At 38.9% G+C, this 15,979-nt stretch carries 17 protein-coding genes; 9 read left to right on the top strand and 8 right to left on the bottom strand.

What is annotated here, in order from left to right:
• Positions 1–3: 3 nt before the first annotated feature.
• From WIW52_RS10120 to cyoE, 3 genes are all read left to right on the top strand, one after another.
• Complete coding sequence (locus WIW52_RS10120; protein ID WP_337710424.1) at positions 4–777, top strand: enoyl-CoA hydratase/isomerase family protein; 774 nt, start codon at positions 4–6, stop codon at positions 775–777.
• A gap of 149 nt (positions 778–926) precedes the next feature.
• Positions 927–1,490 (top strand): hypothetical protein, encoded by a 564-nt coding sequence (locus WIW52_RS10115; RefSeq protein ID WP_337701598.1) that lies wholly within the window; start codon positions 927–929, stop codon positions 1,488–1,490.
• A 131-nt stretch (positions 1,491–1,621) separates the two neighbouring features.
• Entirely contained in the window at positions 1,622–2,494 is an 873-nt protein-coding gene (gene cyoE / locus WIW52_RS10110) for a heme o synthase (protein ID WP_337710274.1), read from the top strand.
• A 28-nt stretch (positions 2,495–2,522) separates the two neighbouring features.
• Here the strand turns inward: cyoE and WIW52_RS10105 are convergent, their stop codons facing one another.
• Genes WIW52_RS10105 through WIW52_RS10095 form a run of 3 tightly spaced genes read right to left on the bottom strand, consistent with a single transcriptional unit; the run spans position 2,523 to position 4,511 of the window.
• Positions 2,523–3,446 carry a homoserine dehydrogenase gene (locus WIW52_RS10105; RefSeq protein WP_337710273.1) on the bottom strand — a complete coding sequence of 308 codons (924 nt, stop codon included), beginning with the start codon at positions 3,444–3,446 and terminating at the stop codon, positions 2,523–2,525.
• Positions 3,443–4,117: a B3/B4 domain-containing protein gene (locus tag WIW52_RS10100; RefSeq protein WP_337710272.1), complete on the bottom strand. Its 675-nt coding sequence runs from the start codon at positions 4,115–4,117 to the stop codon at positions 3,443–3,445. The genes WIW52_RS10105 and WIW52_RS10100 overlap by 4 nt, the downstream gene beginning before the upstream one ends.
• Entirely contained in the window at positions 4,092–4,511 is a 420-nt protein-coding gene (locus WIW52_RS10095) for a CopG family ribbon-helix-helix protein (protein ID WP_337710271.1), read from the bottom strand. Before WIW52_RS10095 ends, WIW52_RS10100 begins: the two co-directional genes overlap by 26 nt.
• Positions 4,512–4,542: 31 nt before the next feature.
• Here WIW52_RS10095 and tldD point away from each other — a divergent pair, with 31 nt between their 5' ends.
• Genes tldD through WIW52_RS10080 form a run of 3 tightly spaced genes read left to right on the top strand, consistent with a single transcriptional unit; the run spans position 4,543 to position 7,598 of the window.
• A complete protein-coding gene (gene tldD, locus WIW52_RS10090; RefSeq protein ID WP_337710269.1) occupies positions 4,543–5,895 on the top strand; it encodes a zinc metalloprotease TldD in 1,353 nt (450 codons plus the stop codon).
• On the top strand, positions 5,888–7,129 hold the full coding sequence (locus WIW52_RS10085; RefSeq protein WP_337710268.1) for a TldD/PmbA family protein: 1,242 nt from the start codon (positions 5,888–5,890) through the stop codon (positions 7,127–7,129). Before tldD ends, WIW52_RS10085 begins: the two co-directional genes overlap by 8 nt.
• 40 nt (positions 7,130–7,169) lie before the next feature.
• Complete coding sequence (locus tag WIW52_RS10080) at positions 7,170–7,598, top strand: universal stress protein (RefSeq protein WP_337710266.1); 429 nt, start codon at positions 7,170–7,172, stop codon at positions 7,596–7,598.
• Positions 7,599–7,644: 46 nt separating this feature from the next.
• Here WIW52_RS10080 and WIW52_RS10075 read toward each other — a convergent pair whose 3' ends face one another.
• A complete protein-coding gene (locus WIW52_RS10075) occupies positions 7,645–8,331 on the bottom strand; it encodes a biotin--[acetyl-CoA-carboxylase] ligase (RefSeq protein WP_337710264.1) in 687 nt (228 codons plus the stop codon).
• Positions 8,318–9,376, bottom strand: coding sequence for an L-threonylcarbamoyladenylate synthase (locus WIW52_RS10070; RefSeq protein WP_337710262.1), 1,059 nt, complete (start codon positions 9,374–9,376; stop codon positions 8,318–8,320). The genes WIW52_RS10075 and WIW52_RS10070 overlap by 14 nt, the downstream gene beginning before the upstream one ends.
• 257 nt (positions 9,377–9,633) lie before the next feature.
• Here WIW52_RS10070 and WIW52_RS10065 point away from each other — a divergent pair, with 257 nt between their 5' ends.
• Complete coding sequence (locus WIW52_RS10065) at positions 9,634–10,227, top strand: NADH-quinone oxidoreductase subunit B (RefSeq protein ID WP_443295696.1); 594 nt, start codon at positions 9,634–9,636, stop codon at positions 10,225–10,227.
• On the opposite strand, the gene WIW52_RS10060 is transcribed toward WIW52_RS10065, so the two are convergent.
• A complete protein-coding gene (locus WIW52_RS10060; protein ID WP_337710260.1) occupies positions 10,217–10,756 on the bottom strand; it encodes a hypothetical protein in 540 nt (179 codons plus the stop codon). The two genes, WIW52_RS10065 and WIW52_RS10060, sit on opposite strands and share 11 nt — an antisense overlap.
• A gap of 244 nt (positions 10,757–11,000) precedes the next feature.
• On the opposite strand from WIW52_RS10060, the gene WIW52_RS10055 reads away from it, so the two are divergent.
• Positions 11,001–12,176, top strand: coding sequence for a M20 family metallopeptidase (locus tag WIW52_RS10055; protein WP_337710258.1), 1,176 nt, complete (start codon positions 11,001–11,003; stop codon positions 12,174–12,176).
• On the opposite strand, the gene WIW52_RS10050 is transcribed toward WIW52_RS10055, so the two are convergent.
• Positions 12,156–13,193, bottom strand: a complete 1,038-nt coding sequence (locus WIW52_RS10050) for a VIT1/CCC1 transporter family protein (protein ID WP_337710256.1) — start codon at positions 13,191–13,193, stop codon at positions 12,156–12,158. The two genes, WIW52_RS10055 and WIW52_RS10050, sit on opposite strands and share 21 nt — an antisense overlap.
• A gap of 165 nt (positions 13,194–13,358) precedes the next feature.
• Between WIW52_RS10050 and WIW52_RS10045 the strand changes: the two genes are divergently transcribed.
• On the top strand, positions 13,359–13,964 hold the full coding sequence (locus WIW52_RS10045) for a hypothetical protein (RefSeq protein WP_337710255.1): 606 nt from the start codon (positions 13,359–13,361) through the stop codon (positions 13,962–13,964).
• 21 nt (positions 13,965–13,985) lie between these two features.
• On the opposite strand, the gene WIW52_RS10040 is transcribed toward WIW52_RS10045, so the two are convergent.
• Positions 13,986–15,965, bottom strand: a complete 1,980-nt coding sequence (locus tag WIW52_RS10040; RefSeq protein WP_337710254.1) for an acetate--CoA ligase family protein — start codon at positions 15,963–15,965, stop codon at positions 13,986–13,988.
• Positions 15,966–15,979: the final 14 nt, after the last annotated feature.

Below are 15,979 nucleotides of genomic sequence, written 5' to 3'. Positions count from 1 at the left end.
ATGATGGAGACGGTTCAATTAAAAAAGGAGCCTCCACTGGGTTGGATATATCTTAACAGACCAGATAAGTTAAACGCTATAAACGAACAACTCATGAAAGATTTAAGGCAAGCAGTAGACGAGTTAGTTGCAGATGATCAGATTAGGGTAATAGTTATAACTGGTCTAGGAAAGGCTTTTTGTGCAGGTGCAGACATTTCTCAGTTCAAGACTTTAAACGGGCTAACGGCATGGGAGTTTGCTAAAAAAGGCAGAGAACTTATGGACTATATAGAAAATCTTCCAAAACCTACGATTGCAATGATAAACGGATATGCACTAGGTGGAGGTCTAGAGCTAGCAATGGCTTGTGATATAAGGATAGCTGCTGAGGAAGCTCAAGTAGGATTACCAGAGATCACGTTAGGAATATATCCGGGTTTCGGTGGTACTCAGAGGTTAATTAGGCTGATAGGGAAAGGAAAAGCTATGGAGATGATGATGACTGGTGATAGGATACCAGCAAGAGAGGCGGAAAGGTTAGGATTAGTTAATAAAGTCGTGCCTCTTACAGAGCTCGAGAAGGAAACAAGAAACTTCGCCATAAAACTTGCTGAGAAACCTCCCGTAGCTCTAAAGTTAGTAAAACTATTAGTCAATCAAGGTCTAGATATACCTATTCTTGCAGGGGTAAATATGGAGAGTTTAGGATGGGGTGTGGTCTTCAGCACTGAAGATGCTAAAGAGGGAGTAAATGCGTTCTTCGAGAAGAGGAAACCTAATTTTAAAGGTTCTTAAGTTTTTCTTTCAATTTTTTTTTCATGAGTTCAAAAATTCAGAACCGTAATTCACCATTAGTTTGCCTGATTTTTAGTGAACTTTCTATTCAACCCATATTAAAGGTTTTTTGAATAAGGCTTTTAAGGTCTTTTTTCTTAATATTACTCATGGAAAAAGACAAAAAACCGATTTATTATGCTCTTTTAGGGGTTATACCATATGCAGGTAGTAGTGTAGCTTCCTTCTCTATTTCCGAATATCTTAAAGACTTCTTTGAAACTTTAAGATATATACCCTTCACCGTTGGGTTGTCTTTACTTTCCAGTTTTCTACTCACTTATTATTACTTTAGGAGTTTTCTTATCGAGGCATTGGCCATAGTTAGTGTTACTCCTATCTTAATCGCATATTTGAATACTCGAAAGTTTGAGGCTCTATCGGTTAATGTTAATGAGTACTATATAGAAATAATATTCAAAGTACCTTTAAAGGCTCTTGGCTTCGAAAGCCCTACTGAACTCTTTGACTACGTTTACACGAAGGCTTTAAAGCGAATTAAGCCCCCATACTTGTTCAAGCTAAAAGCTTTGAATAATTGCGGGAATCTTAGGGTTACGGTTAGGGAGGGAGAGGGTTATATTATACTGAGGAAAAGGTGCGGGGATACAAGTGTGGAAATAAAGATTTACAAAGACAAAGATGCTGACCTGAAAGTAGTAATGAGCTATTAGTCTTGAATTTACATTTTCTATTTCCTCATGTAGGTATCGTTTATCTCGTTATTTTAAAATTTTATAGATTTAAAATGTTAGCTATTATCTGTAATAAATTTTTTAATGTTAGTTACTGAATACATCTTAAGATGTCAATTGCTTTTTCGAGGAAATTGAATGATTACATTAAACTTGCTAAACCGAGAGTTATAAGCTTACTAGATATAGCAGCTCTAGCAGGTTTCGTACTTGGCTTGGGAAAGAGCGTGAACATATTCTCGTGGATTCATCTGCTTCCAGTGCTGATAGGAGGAAGCTTAGCTGCAGGAGGAGGTATGATAATAAATGGTGGTCTTGAAATAGAGAAAGATAAATTAATGAAGAGAACCTCATGGAGACCAACTGTTAAGGGAGAGGTAAGTAAAGGTGAAGCTTACACCGTTGGGGCAGTGTCTGCAATAATCGGTATAGCAGTTGGTTTATTAGATAATTTACTTACCTCATTCTTTATTGCTCTTGGTTTTTTAGTATATGTCTTAGTATATTCCATTTGGTTAAAACCCAGAACTTGGTGGAATATAGTTATAGGCGGTCTAGCGGGGAGTGCGGCGGCTTGGGCGGGTTATGCAGCTTCATCAGGTGTGTTCAATTTTGAATCGTTAATGCTAGGACTTTTAGTGTTCATGTGGACGCCAGGGCACTTCTGGTCATTGGCACTAAGGTTTAAGGATGATTATGTTAAAGCCGAAATACCTATGTTACCAGTTTTAGTAGATGAGAGTACTTCGGCAAAGGCTATAGCAGTTTCAAACATCTTAATGATTCCGTTCGCCCTCTCTCTAACGTTGTATTTAGGTGTAATTTACGGCGTATTAGTCTCAGTATTGTCAATGATTCTTCTTTATTATAACTTCAGGCTAATGAAGAACCCTAATAAAGATGAGGCGTGGAGATCATTTAAGTTCTCATCTCCTTATCTAGCTATCATTCTAATCATAGCTATCATTCTAAAGTTAGTTTAAGATGAATAGTTGAGAAAAACTATTTAGACTAGATAAATCCTCTCTTTAATAAAATTAGGTCAGAGAAAGCGCCATAAGCCGCGTTTATTGGTCCCGCACCCGGTCCTCTAATTACAGTAGTTTGTATATCGGTCGTAATTTCCAATGCGTTTTCTACACCGTCGATATAGTATAAGGGGTCTTCCGGCGTTAACTCTGTCGGAAATACTTCTATTTTACTATCGTCAGCATATGCAATCAGTTTAACTTTTTTATTTCCTCTTATTGCCTCTTTTACATTCTGTATCCCTTCAAACTTTATGTCCCTTATGCTTACGTTTTTCTTCATTGCGAAATTAGCCAAGATCGTCAGCTTAGCAGCTGCGTCAAACCCGTTTATGTCTAGAGTAGGGTCTTCTTCTGCATACCCTAACCTCTGTGCCTCTTTTAGAGCTTCCTCAAAGGGTTGCCCCTTATACATCCTAGTCAGTATGAAATTGGTTGTTCCATTTAGGATCCCTCTAATTCTTTTGACTTCAGCTCCAGGTAGGATCCTTAAAAGGTTAATTGAGGGTGTTCCACTCATAACAGTCCCTTGAAACCCTAGTCTACCTTTTCCCACTAAGCTCATGACTTCTCTATAGGCTAATGCTAGCGGAGCCTTATTCGTCGTAATAATACTTACCCCGTCTTTTAAAGCGGTCTTGTATAACGTGAGGGAAGGATTTCCATCTTTGTAATTTGCAGACATCATATCAATAATAATGTCCGGCTTAACTTTCTCATAAGCTGTAAAAACGTCACCTTTTAAGTTCACCTCGAACTCATCTCTATAACCTAACATGATCCCTCTTCTGTTTACAATACCGCCGATTTCTACGTCTTTTAGCTCTGGTACACTCTCCTTTTTTTGAAGGAGTAGTTTTACAAAAGTCTTTCCTACGTTCCCGTATCCTAGTATCAGCATTTTCATAATATTGTCACCTCTCCATTCCATTTACCACAAGCGTATTTAACTAATAATTCTGCAACTCTTGTCGTTGCATTCCTTACTAATTCCTCAGGAACACCCATAACACCAGCACTTACTATCAGGACATTCTCAGTAGTGTTGATGACGTTTGTCAATTGGGAGTCTCTATGTGGGTAAATGTGCATTACCTTTCCTTCATCGTCGACTAGAATAGGTATGTCCTTATCGAGTTTTTCTGGCTCTTTCTTCCCGATGCCAAGAAATGTTTCATTCCCTTCGCTCAGTCTGAGTACTAATGGATATTTGAAACGAGCTGTGTCGTATATACCTATAGGAACCATAGTGTCCGCGCTCACTAAATTTCCGATGTCCACCACGTTATTTATCCTTGGGAGTTTTCCGTTTCTAGCTATTCTCCTTCTCAGTGCTTCCCCGCTAGGTCTTGTCTTTGTAGGATCGATTTTGATTTTCCAATAAAAGTCTCTATAAGCCCTAACCACTGGGTCGTCCTTCAGGGAATCAATATCTATACCTTTATATTTCTCTTCGATCTTTTTCATCTCCTCCTCAAGTCCGTTATCGGTCTCCCTTACAATAATACTTGTCACTTCAGTATAAGCGATAAAGATTCCCAACTTCCTTGCTTCATGGCTGATGCTTATCTTGGACATGGAAATTATCTTGAACCTCTGAGACTATTAATTTTACTTTACTGACACCTTTCACAGATGTCAATTTGCTAACTAAGTCTACTAACTCTGATTTCATCCCCTTTACAGCTATGGCTTCCACGCATTTTTCTCCTTTATGGAGGTGTAATACGGAGATTATCTTGTCCTCATATTCATGCTGGATTGTCGTTACCTTGTCTGTACTTGCGTAGTCATAAACTAGGTTAACTATCCCTATAACATAGGTCTGGTCTTTCTCGTTTTCATCCAAGAAATCCCTCAAAGCAGCTTGTAGTATTTTGCTTCTGTCACTGATCCCGTTACTTTGCATGTACTTCTCAAGTCTTTCGTACAATTCTTTAGGTATAGATACGCTGATCTTTTCCACATTCATTAATTTATACTCTTTCTACGTGATTAAAAGTATGAACTATTCATTACTGGACTATGCTCAGCAACTCGGGGCGAGCTTTGCCGACTTAAGGAGGATAAGGACTAAGGAATTATCCCTCCTTGTAACTGAGGATAGAGAAATAGTTTCCACAAATGGGGTAGACGATGGATATTCGTTAAGAGTTTTATACAAAGGAAATTGGGGGTACTATTCCTCGTCTGAGGAAATCACAAAAGAGAACGTAAAGGACGCGATAGAAAGTGCAATAGGAGATGAAACAGTAAACATAGTATATTTACAGCCTAAACACGATAAGGTCGAAATCAAACCCAAGTTGCAAGTTAACAAAAGCATTGAAGAGAAGATGAATGACTTAAAGAAATTAAGAGAACAGATACTAAGGCTTGACAACAGGATTAAGAGCGTGTCTATAAGGTATTACGAGGGAGAGGTTCACAGGGAGTATTTAAGTACGGACGATAGGGATATTACGGTAGATTATACGCTTTCTGGTCTCTCTATAGTGGTTACCGGTAGAGAGGGAGATAATATTGTCTCGTCTACTTACTCTAAATATACTTACATTGGTTATCCTTTGGAAGTATTGGGAGAAGAACACATATTGGAGACAATAAAGAGAAGGATTCAGAATCAGTTCATTGGTGAGAGCGTTAAAGCCGATAATTACGAAGTGATCTTAGCTCCAGAAGTAGTAGGGGTATTCGCTCACGAGGCGGTAGGTCACTTAGCTGAAGCCGATTTAGCCATAAACGGTATCCTTCATCCTTTAAGGGGCAAACTAATAGCCCCGGATTTTGTGAATATTGTTGATTCCCCCCTGCAATATTACAATTCGGCAATTGGTGTTGTACCTTATGACGATGAGGGCGTTGAAGGAAGGGACGTATATATAGTGAAAAACGGAGTGGTAAACGAATATTTAACAGACAGATTTTATTCAGCCTATCTGGGTCAGAAACCCACGGGTAATGCTAGGGCTGAGGACTTTAGAAATCCCGTTATAGTTAGGATGAGGAATACGTTTATATCAGCTGGGGACCACTCATACGAAGAAATGGTAAGGGAGACAAAATACGGAATCTTACTCGTTTCTCCTCGAGGTGGTCAAACAAGCCCGGACGGCACTTTCCAGTTCGGAATTCAGGAAGGCTATATAATACAAAATGGTGAGGTAACAAAGCCCATAAAGATGGCTGGGATTTCCGGTTACACCTTGGAAACCCTTAGGGACATAACAGCAGTCTCGAAGCAATTAGATTTTTCCTCAGGTTTCTGTGGCAAGGAAGGTCAATCAGTGCCCGTAGGAACAGGAGGTGCTTACGTAAAGGTTAAGAGCATGAAGGTGGGTGGTCTGGTTGGTTGACGAGTACTCTATAGTTCAAAGGGCAAAAAGCTTGGGGTATCAGGCTGAAGTTTTCTCAGTAAAAGCGAAAAACTTGCAAATTAAAAGAGGGGAACAGTTCTATTCTTTCAATCTCACTGATTACGGTTACGGCGTAAGAGTCTTCAAGGATGGCAAAACGGGCTTTGCATACTCTACTGCTCTTGATGATAAGGTGTTAGACCTAGCTATAGAAAGTGCAAAAGCATCTAAAGAGGACAAGTTTAACGTTATACCATCTCCTGAGAAAGTGGAAAAGATCAGACTGAAGTACTTCGAGCTTGATGAAGCTAGGGAAAAAGCTAAAGAGTACGCGGAGGCTTTAGGAGAAGTAAGGAACTTTGCAAACGTTATCGGGGAATATTATGACTTCACCGTGTCGCAGATAAAAGTGGTTAATACTGAGGGAGTAGACGTTACTGAGGAGAGGAGCCTCGGTAGTGTGTCTCTCGTTTTTAACTTTAAGAGAGACGCTTTCATAACGCCGGAGTTTTATGAGGGAGTCACGGTAAGGGACTTGTCAAAATTAGACATAGAGAAAATAAAAGATGAAGTAACTAAAAAGAACGAGATATACAAGAGAAGAGTGGTTCTCGACAGGAAATTTAAGGAGGCTATATTCACACCCAAGGCTGTCGCATCGCTTTTGTCTCCTCTTTTGTCTTATGCCGTATCTCTCGAAAATGTCTATAGGGGTAAAAGCACGTTGAAAGAGGGCGAGTTACTTAACGATAAAATTAATATTTACGATAACCCACTAATTGAATGGGCTCCTTATAGCAGGTCATTTGACGGTGAAGGTTTACCTTCTAAAAAGGTTTGCATTATAGACAAAGGAAAAGTCACCACATTTCTGTCCAATACTTATTGGTCAAAGAAAGCGGGTAAAGAAAACACTCATTCCTCCTCAAGATCCTATTCCTCACCACCGGTAATCTCATCTTCTGTCCTTGATATTGATGTTGCCGCTAATGTCGAGGATGACGTAATAGTCGTGGATCAAGTACAAGGTGTTCATACCAGTAATTTCGACACTGGAGAGTTTTCGGTAGTAGGTTCAGTAGCATGGTATGATGGTGTTGCTGTAAGGGAAGTTGTAATAACTGGGACACTAAAAGAAATGTTGAAAGGGATAATTGGAGGTATTGGAGTGAAGGATTTAAAAGGGAATGTCTATACACGTTCACTAAAAATATCTGGCATTAATATAGCGTGAGTTTTTTAAATGAATTCTAAGAGATAGAAAGTGATCAAATATGTTTAAAAAGATTCTCATAGCGTATGATGGTTCAGACCACGCGATTAGAGCATTAGATGTAGCTATTGATCTGGCAAGTAAATATAATGCAAAATTAGACGTGGTTGAGGTCGTAGACACAGCTGCATTGTTGGGAATGGGAGTAGCCCCGATCCCTGGAGAAGTAATTCAACAAGTGTATAACAAGGCTAAAACTGATGTGGAGAACGCTAAGTCCAAAGCTCAGCAACGTGGTGTAAAAGAGGTCGATGCTGTAGTATTAGAAGGAGATCCAGCAACAGCGATCCTTGAATATGCAGCTAAGAACGGAAGTGATCTAATAGTTACGGGTAGTAGAGGATTGTCGACTTTCAAGAGGATAATATTGGGTAGTGTTTCAACAAAAATAGTTGAAGATGCTAAAGTACCGGTACTTGTAGTAAAGTAATGGAAAGAGCGATTTAATTTCTTATACCATAAGGTCTTTTTACTTGTCATAATTCTTCTACTCTTAATACTTCCTCTACTTCGAAGATACCGCATTCAGTTACCAGTCTTCCCATAAAGTCAACGAATAGAGCCTTACATTGCCTTTCCCAATCTTTCCCCAGTAGTTTAACAGTCCTATTCTTAATTGACAAGTACTTATTAATCCCTTCGATGACCTTATCGTCTTCAAGGAACAGATAGTAGTCGATTCTACCTATCACGTCCTTAAGTAGTTCATCGTTATCCGTCAACTTACCAGTTTCTAGTTTTATAGACGTGGCCTTAACTCCTTGAGGAAAGGAATCCACGTTAGTATCTATCCCCGCTCCTATGAAGACTGTAGCTTTACTTCCTTCAACTATTCCTTCAACTAATATTCCTCCTACCTTACCGTTACGGGTTACTATGTCATTAGGCCACCTTATATAGGCATCTACGTACTTACCTACAACCTCTCTGATAGCCAAAGACACTGTGAGAGTTGTAAACGGTATCCTCTCTGGATTAAAACCCTTTATTACATAAGTGAACCACAGTCCCCCCTTTGGAGAATACCATTCCCTTTTATACCTACCTCTTGCCTTAGTCTGTTCCTCAGCGACTACTACGAATTTGTCTGCATTGATCATGGTATAAATTGCTTCACTTAGGTCTTGTGTTGAAGTTACGCTAGGGAACTTAAAGACTAACATATTTGTACACATCCTCTATTTTTTTCACAATTGAAAAAGCTGAGGCTTTCCTAGCTCTGTTCATAATCGCGAAACCTATTCCTTTTTCGGGAAAACCAACCATTATTCCTATGTCTACGTTCAGCTTATCTAATTCCCTAAAAGAGTCAAACAAATTCCTAGCTACCTCGTACAAGTTTTCATCACTACCTAGTACGAGAGTGGAATAACCCTTATATTTTTCAGCTAACTCCTTGCTCAGAAGTAACCCTACCTTGTATTTCTGGCTAACCAGTTTAATTACTTGGTCAAGGATCTCTCTGTTCTCTACAACTATTAACTTGGTTGAAGGTGCATAATGCTTGTACTTCATGCCGGGCGCTAAGGCTATTTCAGCTTCTCTCTTACCCTCAGCAAATTCTGGGATTATTAAATCTGGGAAGAACTTTCTCAGTTCTTCAACCGTGAAGGGACCTGGTCTCAGAAGCACTGGTGGATTAACCGTGACGTTAATAATAGTTGATTCGACGCCGAAGAAAGTATGTCCACCATCAATTATTACGTCAACCCTCCCGTTCATGTCAGCTATGACGTCCTCAGCCTTTGTAGGGCTTGGTTTCGTGGCTAAATTCGCACTTGGAGCCGCAATAGGGACTCCGCTCTCCCTAATCAACTGTAGTGCTATAGGATGAGCCGGCATTCTAACTGCTACAGTATCTAAGTTAGCTGTTACCTCTTTAGGTACTTTCTCGGTCTTCTTCAGTATAAATGTTAAGGGCCCTGGCCAAACAGTTTGTGCTAACTCTAGTACTTTATCTGGGATTTCTGAGGCTACTTCGTATAGTTGTTCAATATCGGATATGTGAACTATTAGGGGATTATCTACCGGTCTATTCTTCGCTTGAAAGATCTTAAGGCAAGCATTGCCGTCGAATGCGTTCGCTCCTAAACCGTAGACTGTCTCTGTAGGGAATGCTACAGTACCTCCTTTCTTTATGACTTCAGCTGCTAGTCTAATTTTGTCAATCTCAGGATTTAAGGGATCAATTTTAAGGATCAAAGTCATACATTTTAAACTGCCATTGTGAATAAAAAAGTGGTGATGAGGAACCAACGAGAAGCGATTGATGGCTGGGGCGCTCTATGCTGACTTTCCTGAACGGTGATTGATGAGGTGATCTCGGATTGATGAAGACGGGCTTAAAAAGCCCTACAATGTTTAAATATCGAAGAAATTTTCATATAACAAAAATATTACTATATATACTTTTATGATAGGGGTATTAATTAAAGGTTTTAAGAAATGGTGAGAAATAGATTTTGATGTCAGATCAATTATTACTTACTGGAAATGTTCAGGAAGCTGCAAAGAAGGCTATTCAATGGTTAATAAACAGAAAGCCTATCAAAGAATTAAGAGATTGGGGATTAGCTTTCTCCTTGTGGCCACCACACTTGACTACTAGTTGTTGTGGAACCGAATTCGGTGCATTTGCGGCGGGAAGATTTGACTCAGAGAGATTTGGAGTTTTACCTTTCTCGTCAGCAAGGCAGACAAACTTATTAGTTATTGAGGGGACGTTGACTAGAAAAATGGCTAGGGCTGCTAAGATTGTTTATGATCAGATGCCCGAACCTAAGTTTGTAATTGCTATGGGGGCATGTTCGTTAGAAGGTGGAATATTCTGGAACTCTTATAATACGGTATTACCTTCAGAAATTGGAATTCCAGTGGATATTTACGCTCCGGGATGTCCAACAAGGCCAGAAGCCTTAGCTAGAGCTATAATTCAATTGCAAAAGAGAATTATGGGAGAGAAGACCAGAAATGGTGAAGATAAAATAAAACCTAAGGAAAGTTACGAGACTAAGAAAGAGAAGAGTACTAAAAAAGAAGAGAAAGTCGTTATAAGTTGAACATGCTAAACGCATAGTCAACGTCAATTAGTTTTGCCTTAACTAGATGTTTGTGTTCTACCTTAAACTTAGCTGGGATGCGATCAATTTCGATTCCGTGAAAAGTTCTCAAATGACCCTTTATTTGATCAATTAAGTCAGTCTTATTTTTGGCTAGAACAGGGACGTCGTGCAAGATTAGAGCTTTTTCGGGGCTCCCTTTTTTCAGACCTATAAAAATTAAGGTCGTAGTCATAAACTCATTATATTTTTTTGCTTTCATAGTGAGGATTACTTGGTCAACGTCATATAGCGACGTTAATCCTCCGTCACCTTCCTTAACTTCTAAATCGTATTTATAACCGGTGATGATCTTCTTCCCCGTCCTTTCTGAGAGTATTATTAGTTCTCTTAACTTTACTTTCTCTCCATTATATGACGTGAAAACAGGCACTTCATCAGCTAAATTTGGCAGAAATTTTGAAGTAATGGTAACGTATCTTGCTTCTGGTGATAATATTGAGGAAATTTCAATGTTTTGAAGTTTCATAAGATTACATCAGATTCCTACCTTTTCACTTTTTCATTTATACAGACTTTAATTGATTTAAAAATTAAATGAACAATATTTCACATTATTAATTACTGTACATTCATTCCTTAATTAATATCTTGTATTTAACGTTTATTCACACGTAGTGAACATTTATCTAATTAATAATTATGGATTACGTTGATTTTATGAATACTATTTAGAACAATTATTTATGATTATAAAACACCAAAATCTCAATATGAACAATAAAGTTGAAGAAGTGGTAGACATAACATCAAAATTAATTAAAATACCAACACTTAATCCCCCAGGGAATAGCCTAAAAGAAGGAGCCGAGTTTATCAAGGACTATCTTAGTCAGAAAGGGTTTTCCGCTTCAATTATAGAATTCGATAGAGGGTGGCCAGTAGTAATTTCTCAAAGCAAACCGAGGGATAAAAATCATGTCATGTTGAACGGACATTACGACGTAGTGCCGGCGGGAGATGAAAAAAGGTGGAAGAATAATCCTTTTTCAGGCTTAATATTAGAAAACTTTGTCTATGGTAGAGGGGCAACTGACATGAAAGGTGGTTTAGCCGTACTTATGAAGGTTTTCTCTGACTTGGCCGATAAACTGGAATACGATTTGATTTTCACTGCCGTTCCCGACGAAGAGACAGGTGGGTTTCACGGGTCTATGAAATTGGCTGAGGTGTTTAAACCGGACTTAGTACTAATCAGTGAACCCTCGGGTTCAAATTCGATTTGCCTCGGTGAAAAAGGACTTCTTCAAGTTAAATTAGTCAGTGTAGGCAAATCTGCTCACGGAAGTTTACCCTCACTCGGTGAAAATGCTATTATGAAGCTTATTCGCTCATTAACGTCTCTACAGAAGATATCCGATTACAATATAAGCACTTCTAAAGAAGTTGTGGAACTGTTAAGAGCTAAGGCTGATATGAATACTGAGAAAGATTACCTCTCCATATCATTCAATCCTGGTGTCATTAGGGGTGGTGTTAAGGTGAACGTTGTTCCTGATTACGCTGAGGCTGAAGTGGACATGAGGATTCCTCCGGGTATTACCGTAAATGATGCCATAGCTCTGGTAGAGGAACTAGCGGAAGGAGTTAAGGTTGAACCGTTTAATATCTCTGAGCCAAATTATACTTCACCAGATAATACTTATGTCAAGCTTTTGGAAAACGTGATTATGAGGAGGTTAAACGTCAAGCCTACTAAGTACATCATGACTGGGGCTACTGACGGGAGGTTTTTCAGATATAAAGGGGTTCCCACCATAATTTATGGCCCTGGTGAACTTAACCTAGCCCACTCTTATGATGAATATGTAACATTTCAGGAGTTAGAAAAAACCTACGAAGTAATAAGTTCATTCCTTCTTGATATCTCAAATTACCAGCGAAGCTAGTAGCCCTATTAAATGCGTTGCAATTGCAGCACTTATACCTAACCCCATCATTTCTAAGCCTTTTTTCTTGGGATTTACGTCGCTGAGTAGCCCTATCATAAATCCTACCAAGAAAATCGATATCCCGGCTATAACATAAGAGGTTATCAGTCCTAACATCCCACCGAGCCTTAGAAAATAGGGTATTATCGGTATTATTGCTCCCACGATATAAGAGAGTCCGGTTACTGCTGAGCTTTTCAGAGGACTTTCGTCAACCTTTGGTGCAATTATATCTTCAGCCACATCTACCAGTTGTGGAGAGATATTTTGTGCTATTTTATCCTTGATTCCGAGTTCTGACAAGATGTGGGATAATTTTTTCGAGACTTCTCCTCTATCTACCAATTTCTGTATCTTTACTTTTTCCCTCTTATGCTCATTGATTTCTTTCTCGGATTTAGTAGATAGATAAGCTCCTATGCTCATGGAGAGTGTCCCCGAAATTCCTACAATGAGCCCAGATAATGCAACAACTAATGGGTTACTTACTGCTCCTGCTATCCCTGATGTAGCTGCCAATACCTCAATCAGACCATCACTAATCCCGTAAACGAAATCGCTCACATCCTTTGCTTTTATTGTAGTTAACATTTCCTCGTGAACGGCTTCGTCGATGCTTATTTCTCTCATTTTTTCTCTCTCATTCTCGTCTAGTTCTTCACTTTTCGCCAATTCGTTGTATTTCTCTATATCGTTTTCCTCGTTACTTTCCAATAGTTTGAGTGTGAGTTCCAGTCCTAGAACTTTTCTTATAATCCCGTAAAATTTTATCATTAACTTATCATTAATTCCTAGTTTTCCAATCCTAATTCCTCTTTTTTCACTGATCTCCTTCCAGATTGAGGCATGTTTTTTCTCCATTTCTGCCATTCTGAAGAGAAAAGCTTTAGCTACTGGATCAGATTCTTTTTTGCCGAGCTCTAAGTAAACTTCTGAGTCAAATAATTCCTCTTTGTACTGCTTATTAAAGTCCATCAAGTAAATTAGAATTACTCTAAATTAAAAGCTTTTCTAATTTCTGTCAACTTAGAGATTAAGATACCTACATTTAGTTTTATCTTAATTAGTCTAATAAAATTGACAAAAATTAAACAATACTTGGATAAAATTAATAAATCTTATACGTTATATCTTTTATAAATGAGAAGGCTGATATTATCTTTATTTTTCCTAGCAATAGCAATTTTAGTAATTCCTACAAATGCGGAAGCTCCTTTCACTGCACAACCTTTATATCTAGCAGTCTATCCCCTTTATACTGTTATTAACGTTGTAAACACCACGTATGTCGGTGCTACGAGCTATTTCAACAACAACGTAACACATATAATAAATTTTGTCGCTCATAACTCTTCTATAAAAATTATAATAAGCAATGCCACTACCGGGGCTCAGATAGCGTGTTTACAAGCTATAATACCTTCTCAAATTTACAAGTATGTCTATTACAGTCCTCAGTTAGGTTCTGCAATATTTCTTGTAAATGTTAGCGATGCAAACAAGTTTTATCAGATACCCGTGGGAGATTTGCATTTGGGAATTTTACAATTAGAAACAGCTAACGCTACGTTTGTTAATAGTATTTATGTCATACCACTAGGGCAGTTATATACCTTGCAAGGAGGAATACTCGTTTATGTGAACACTACTTCAATATTTCAGCATTATCTGAACGGAACTCAAACAATATACCAAGATGTGAAAGAAAATTTAGAAGGATCATACGTCCTTATTTTTGTAAGCTAATTCTTTTTTAAAAATTTTTCATTACTTTAACACAATCCTAACGTCGGTAGCAAAGGCTCCTCTTTCGTTTACGAATAGCGGGTTTATGTCCATTTCTTTAATGTCGAGGTCTACTATCATTCTCGAGACAGTAATTATAGTCCTAATTAGAGATCCTTCATCATAACCTCTTTTTCTTGCATGCAACATGTCATGAATCTTACTCTCTTGCAACAATTCTTGTGCCTCGTCTTCGTACACTGGGGATAATGCATAGGAAACGTTTTTCAGGACGTCAACGTAGATTCCACCACTTCCTACCAACACAACATGCCCGAAAACTGGATCCTTCAGTCCCCCCACGAATATCTCTAAGCCTGAAAGTTGCTCCTGAATTAACACTCTTTTTGTCTGCTTGCTCAACTGTTTATATACTTCTTTAACCTGATCCTTTTCAACGTTTACAATTACTCCTTTCAACTCCGTTTTATGAAGTGGCTGGTCAGGAGAGATCTTCATCACAACCGGATAACCTATGTTGTCTGCAATTCTCTGAGCTTCATCTTCGCCCTCTGCTACACCCCATTTAGGCGTCCTGATACCGTAAATTTCCATTAATTTTAACGCTTCGTAATCACGTAAAGTAGACTTTCCTTTAGTGAGTTCAACAGCAGCCTCGATGGGTTGTGCTACTCTTATTTTCTTTCTAGGCTCGGGTTTTTTAACAAGATACCTTATTGCCTTAACGGCATCTTCTGGGAAAGTATACGCCGGCATTCCAGCGCTCTCGAGTATTTTAAGTGCAAAGTCCTCATCGAGACCCATCGTTATTCCGATTATTCCCTTTCCCTTATAAGATGTGATAACCCTAGCTACGTCAGAGCAGCTTACCATCGGTAAGGCTTGGACTATTACTAGTTTAGTACAGTCTAAGTTAGAGACAACTTTTAGCGTAGACAAGTATCTGTCTCTGTTAGCATCTCCGGTTAAATCTAAAGGATTTTTAGGCATTGAGGTAGGAGGTAAGACTTTCCTTAATTCCTCCTGCATCCATGATGGTATTTCAACTAACTTCAACCCGTTCTTTTCGATTTCGTCAGAAGTCAAAACGCCATGTCCTCCTGAATTAGTGATCACTAATATTTGATCTCTTATAGGTTCGGAATACATTAGTATCTTAGCTAGGTTTAATAGGTCATGGAGGTTTTCAACTAAAATTCCTCCACCAGTCCTCACGGCAGCTTTGAAAACTTCAAATGAGCCAGCTAAAGAGCCGGTATGGGTTTTAGCAGCTGCTGCACCGTTAGATGTTGTTCCTCCTTTCAGGAATACTACTGGTTTTCTCTTGGTTACTTCAGGCAGAGTCTCTAAGAAAGCGCTTCCGTCTGATACTCCTTCTAAATACACGAATATTGCTTTAGTTTCGGCATCATGTGATAAGTACTCCAACACCTCATACTCCTTTACATCAGCCTGATTGCCTAAGCTCACCATATAACTTATGCCTATTCTGTTTTTCTGAGCCCAGTTTAACATGTAGACCCCTAGCCCACCGCTCTGAACCACTAGTGCGATATTCCCCCTCTTGACATCGGAGTAAGCGAAAGTAGCGTTTAACTCTGGAGTAATAATTCCAAAGGTATTAGGCCCTAATACCCTAATACTACCTTTTCTGGCTATATTGATAATCTCGTTCTCCAGTTTTTCCTCTCCAACCTCCTTAAACCCAGCAGTTATCACTATAGCAGCCTTGACTTGTTTCTCGACTGCCTCTTCCATTACAGTCGGTACTGCTTCTCGGGGGACTGTAATTATTACTAGGTCTACCGGGTCTGGGATCTCTTTTACGCTTTTAAAAGCCTTTATTCCTTCAACGTCCTCAGCCTTTGTGTTTACTGGATATAATTTGCCGTGATATGTTGCGAGTAAGTTTCTGAAAACAACGTTTCCTACCTTTTCTTTGTGCCTCGAAGCTCCTATAACAGCTATACTCTTGGGTTTAAACAGAGCATCTAATGTCATAACTTTCTCTTTTT

It is taken from the genome of Stygiolobus sp. RP850M (genome assembly GCF_037389295.1).
GTDB lineage: Archaea > Thermoproteota > Thermoprotei_A > Sulfolobales > Sulfolobaceae > Stygiolobus.
This window is presented reverse-complemented; position numbering and strand designations above follow the sequence as displayed.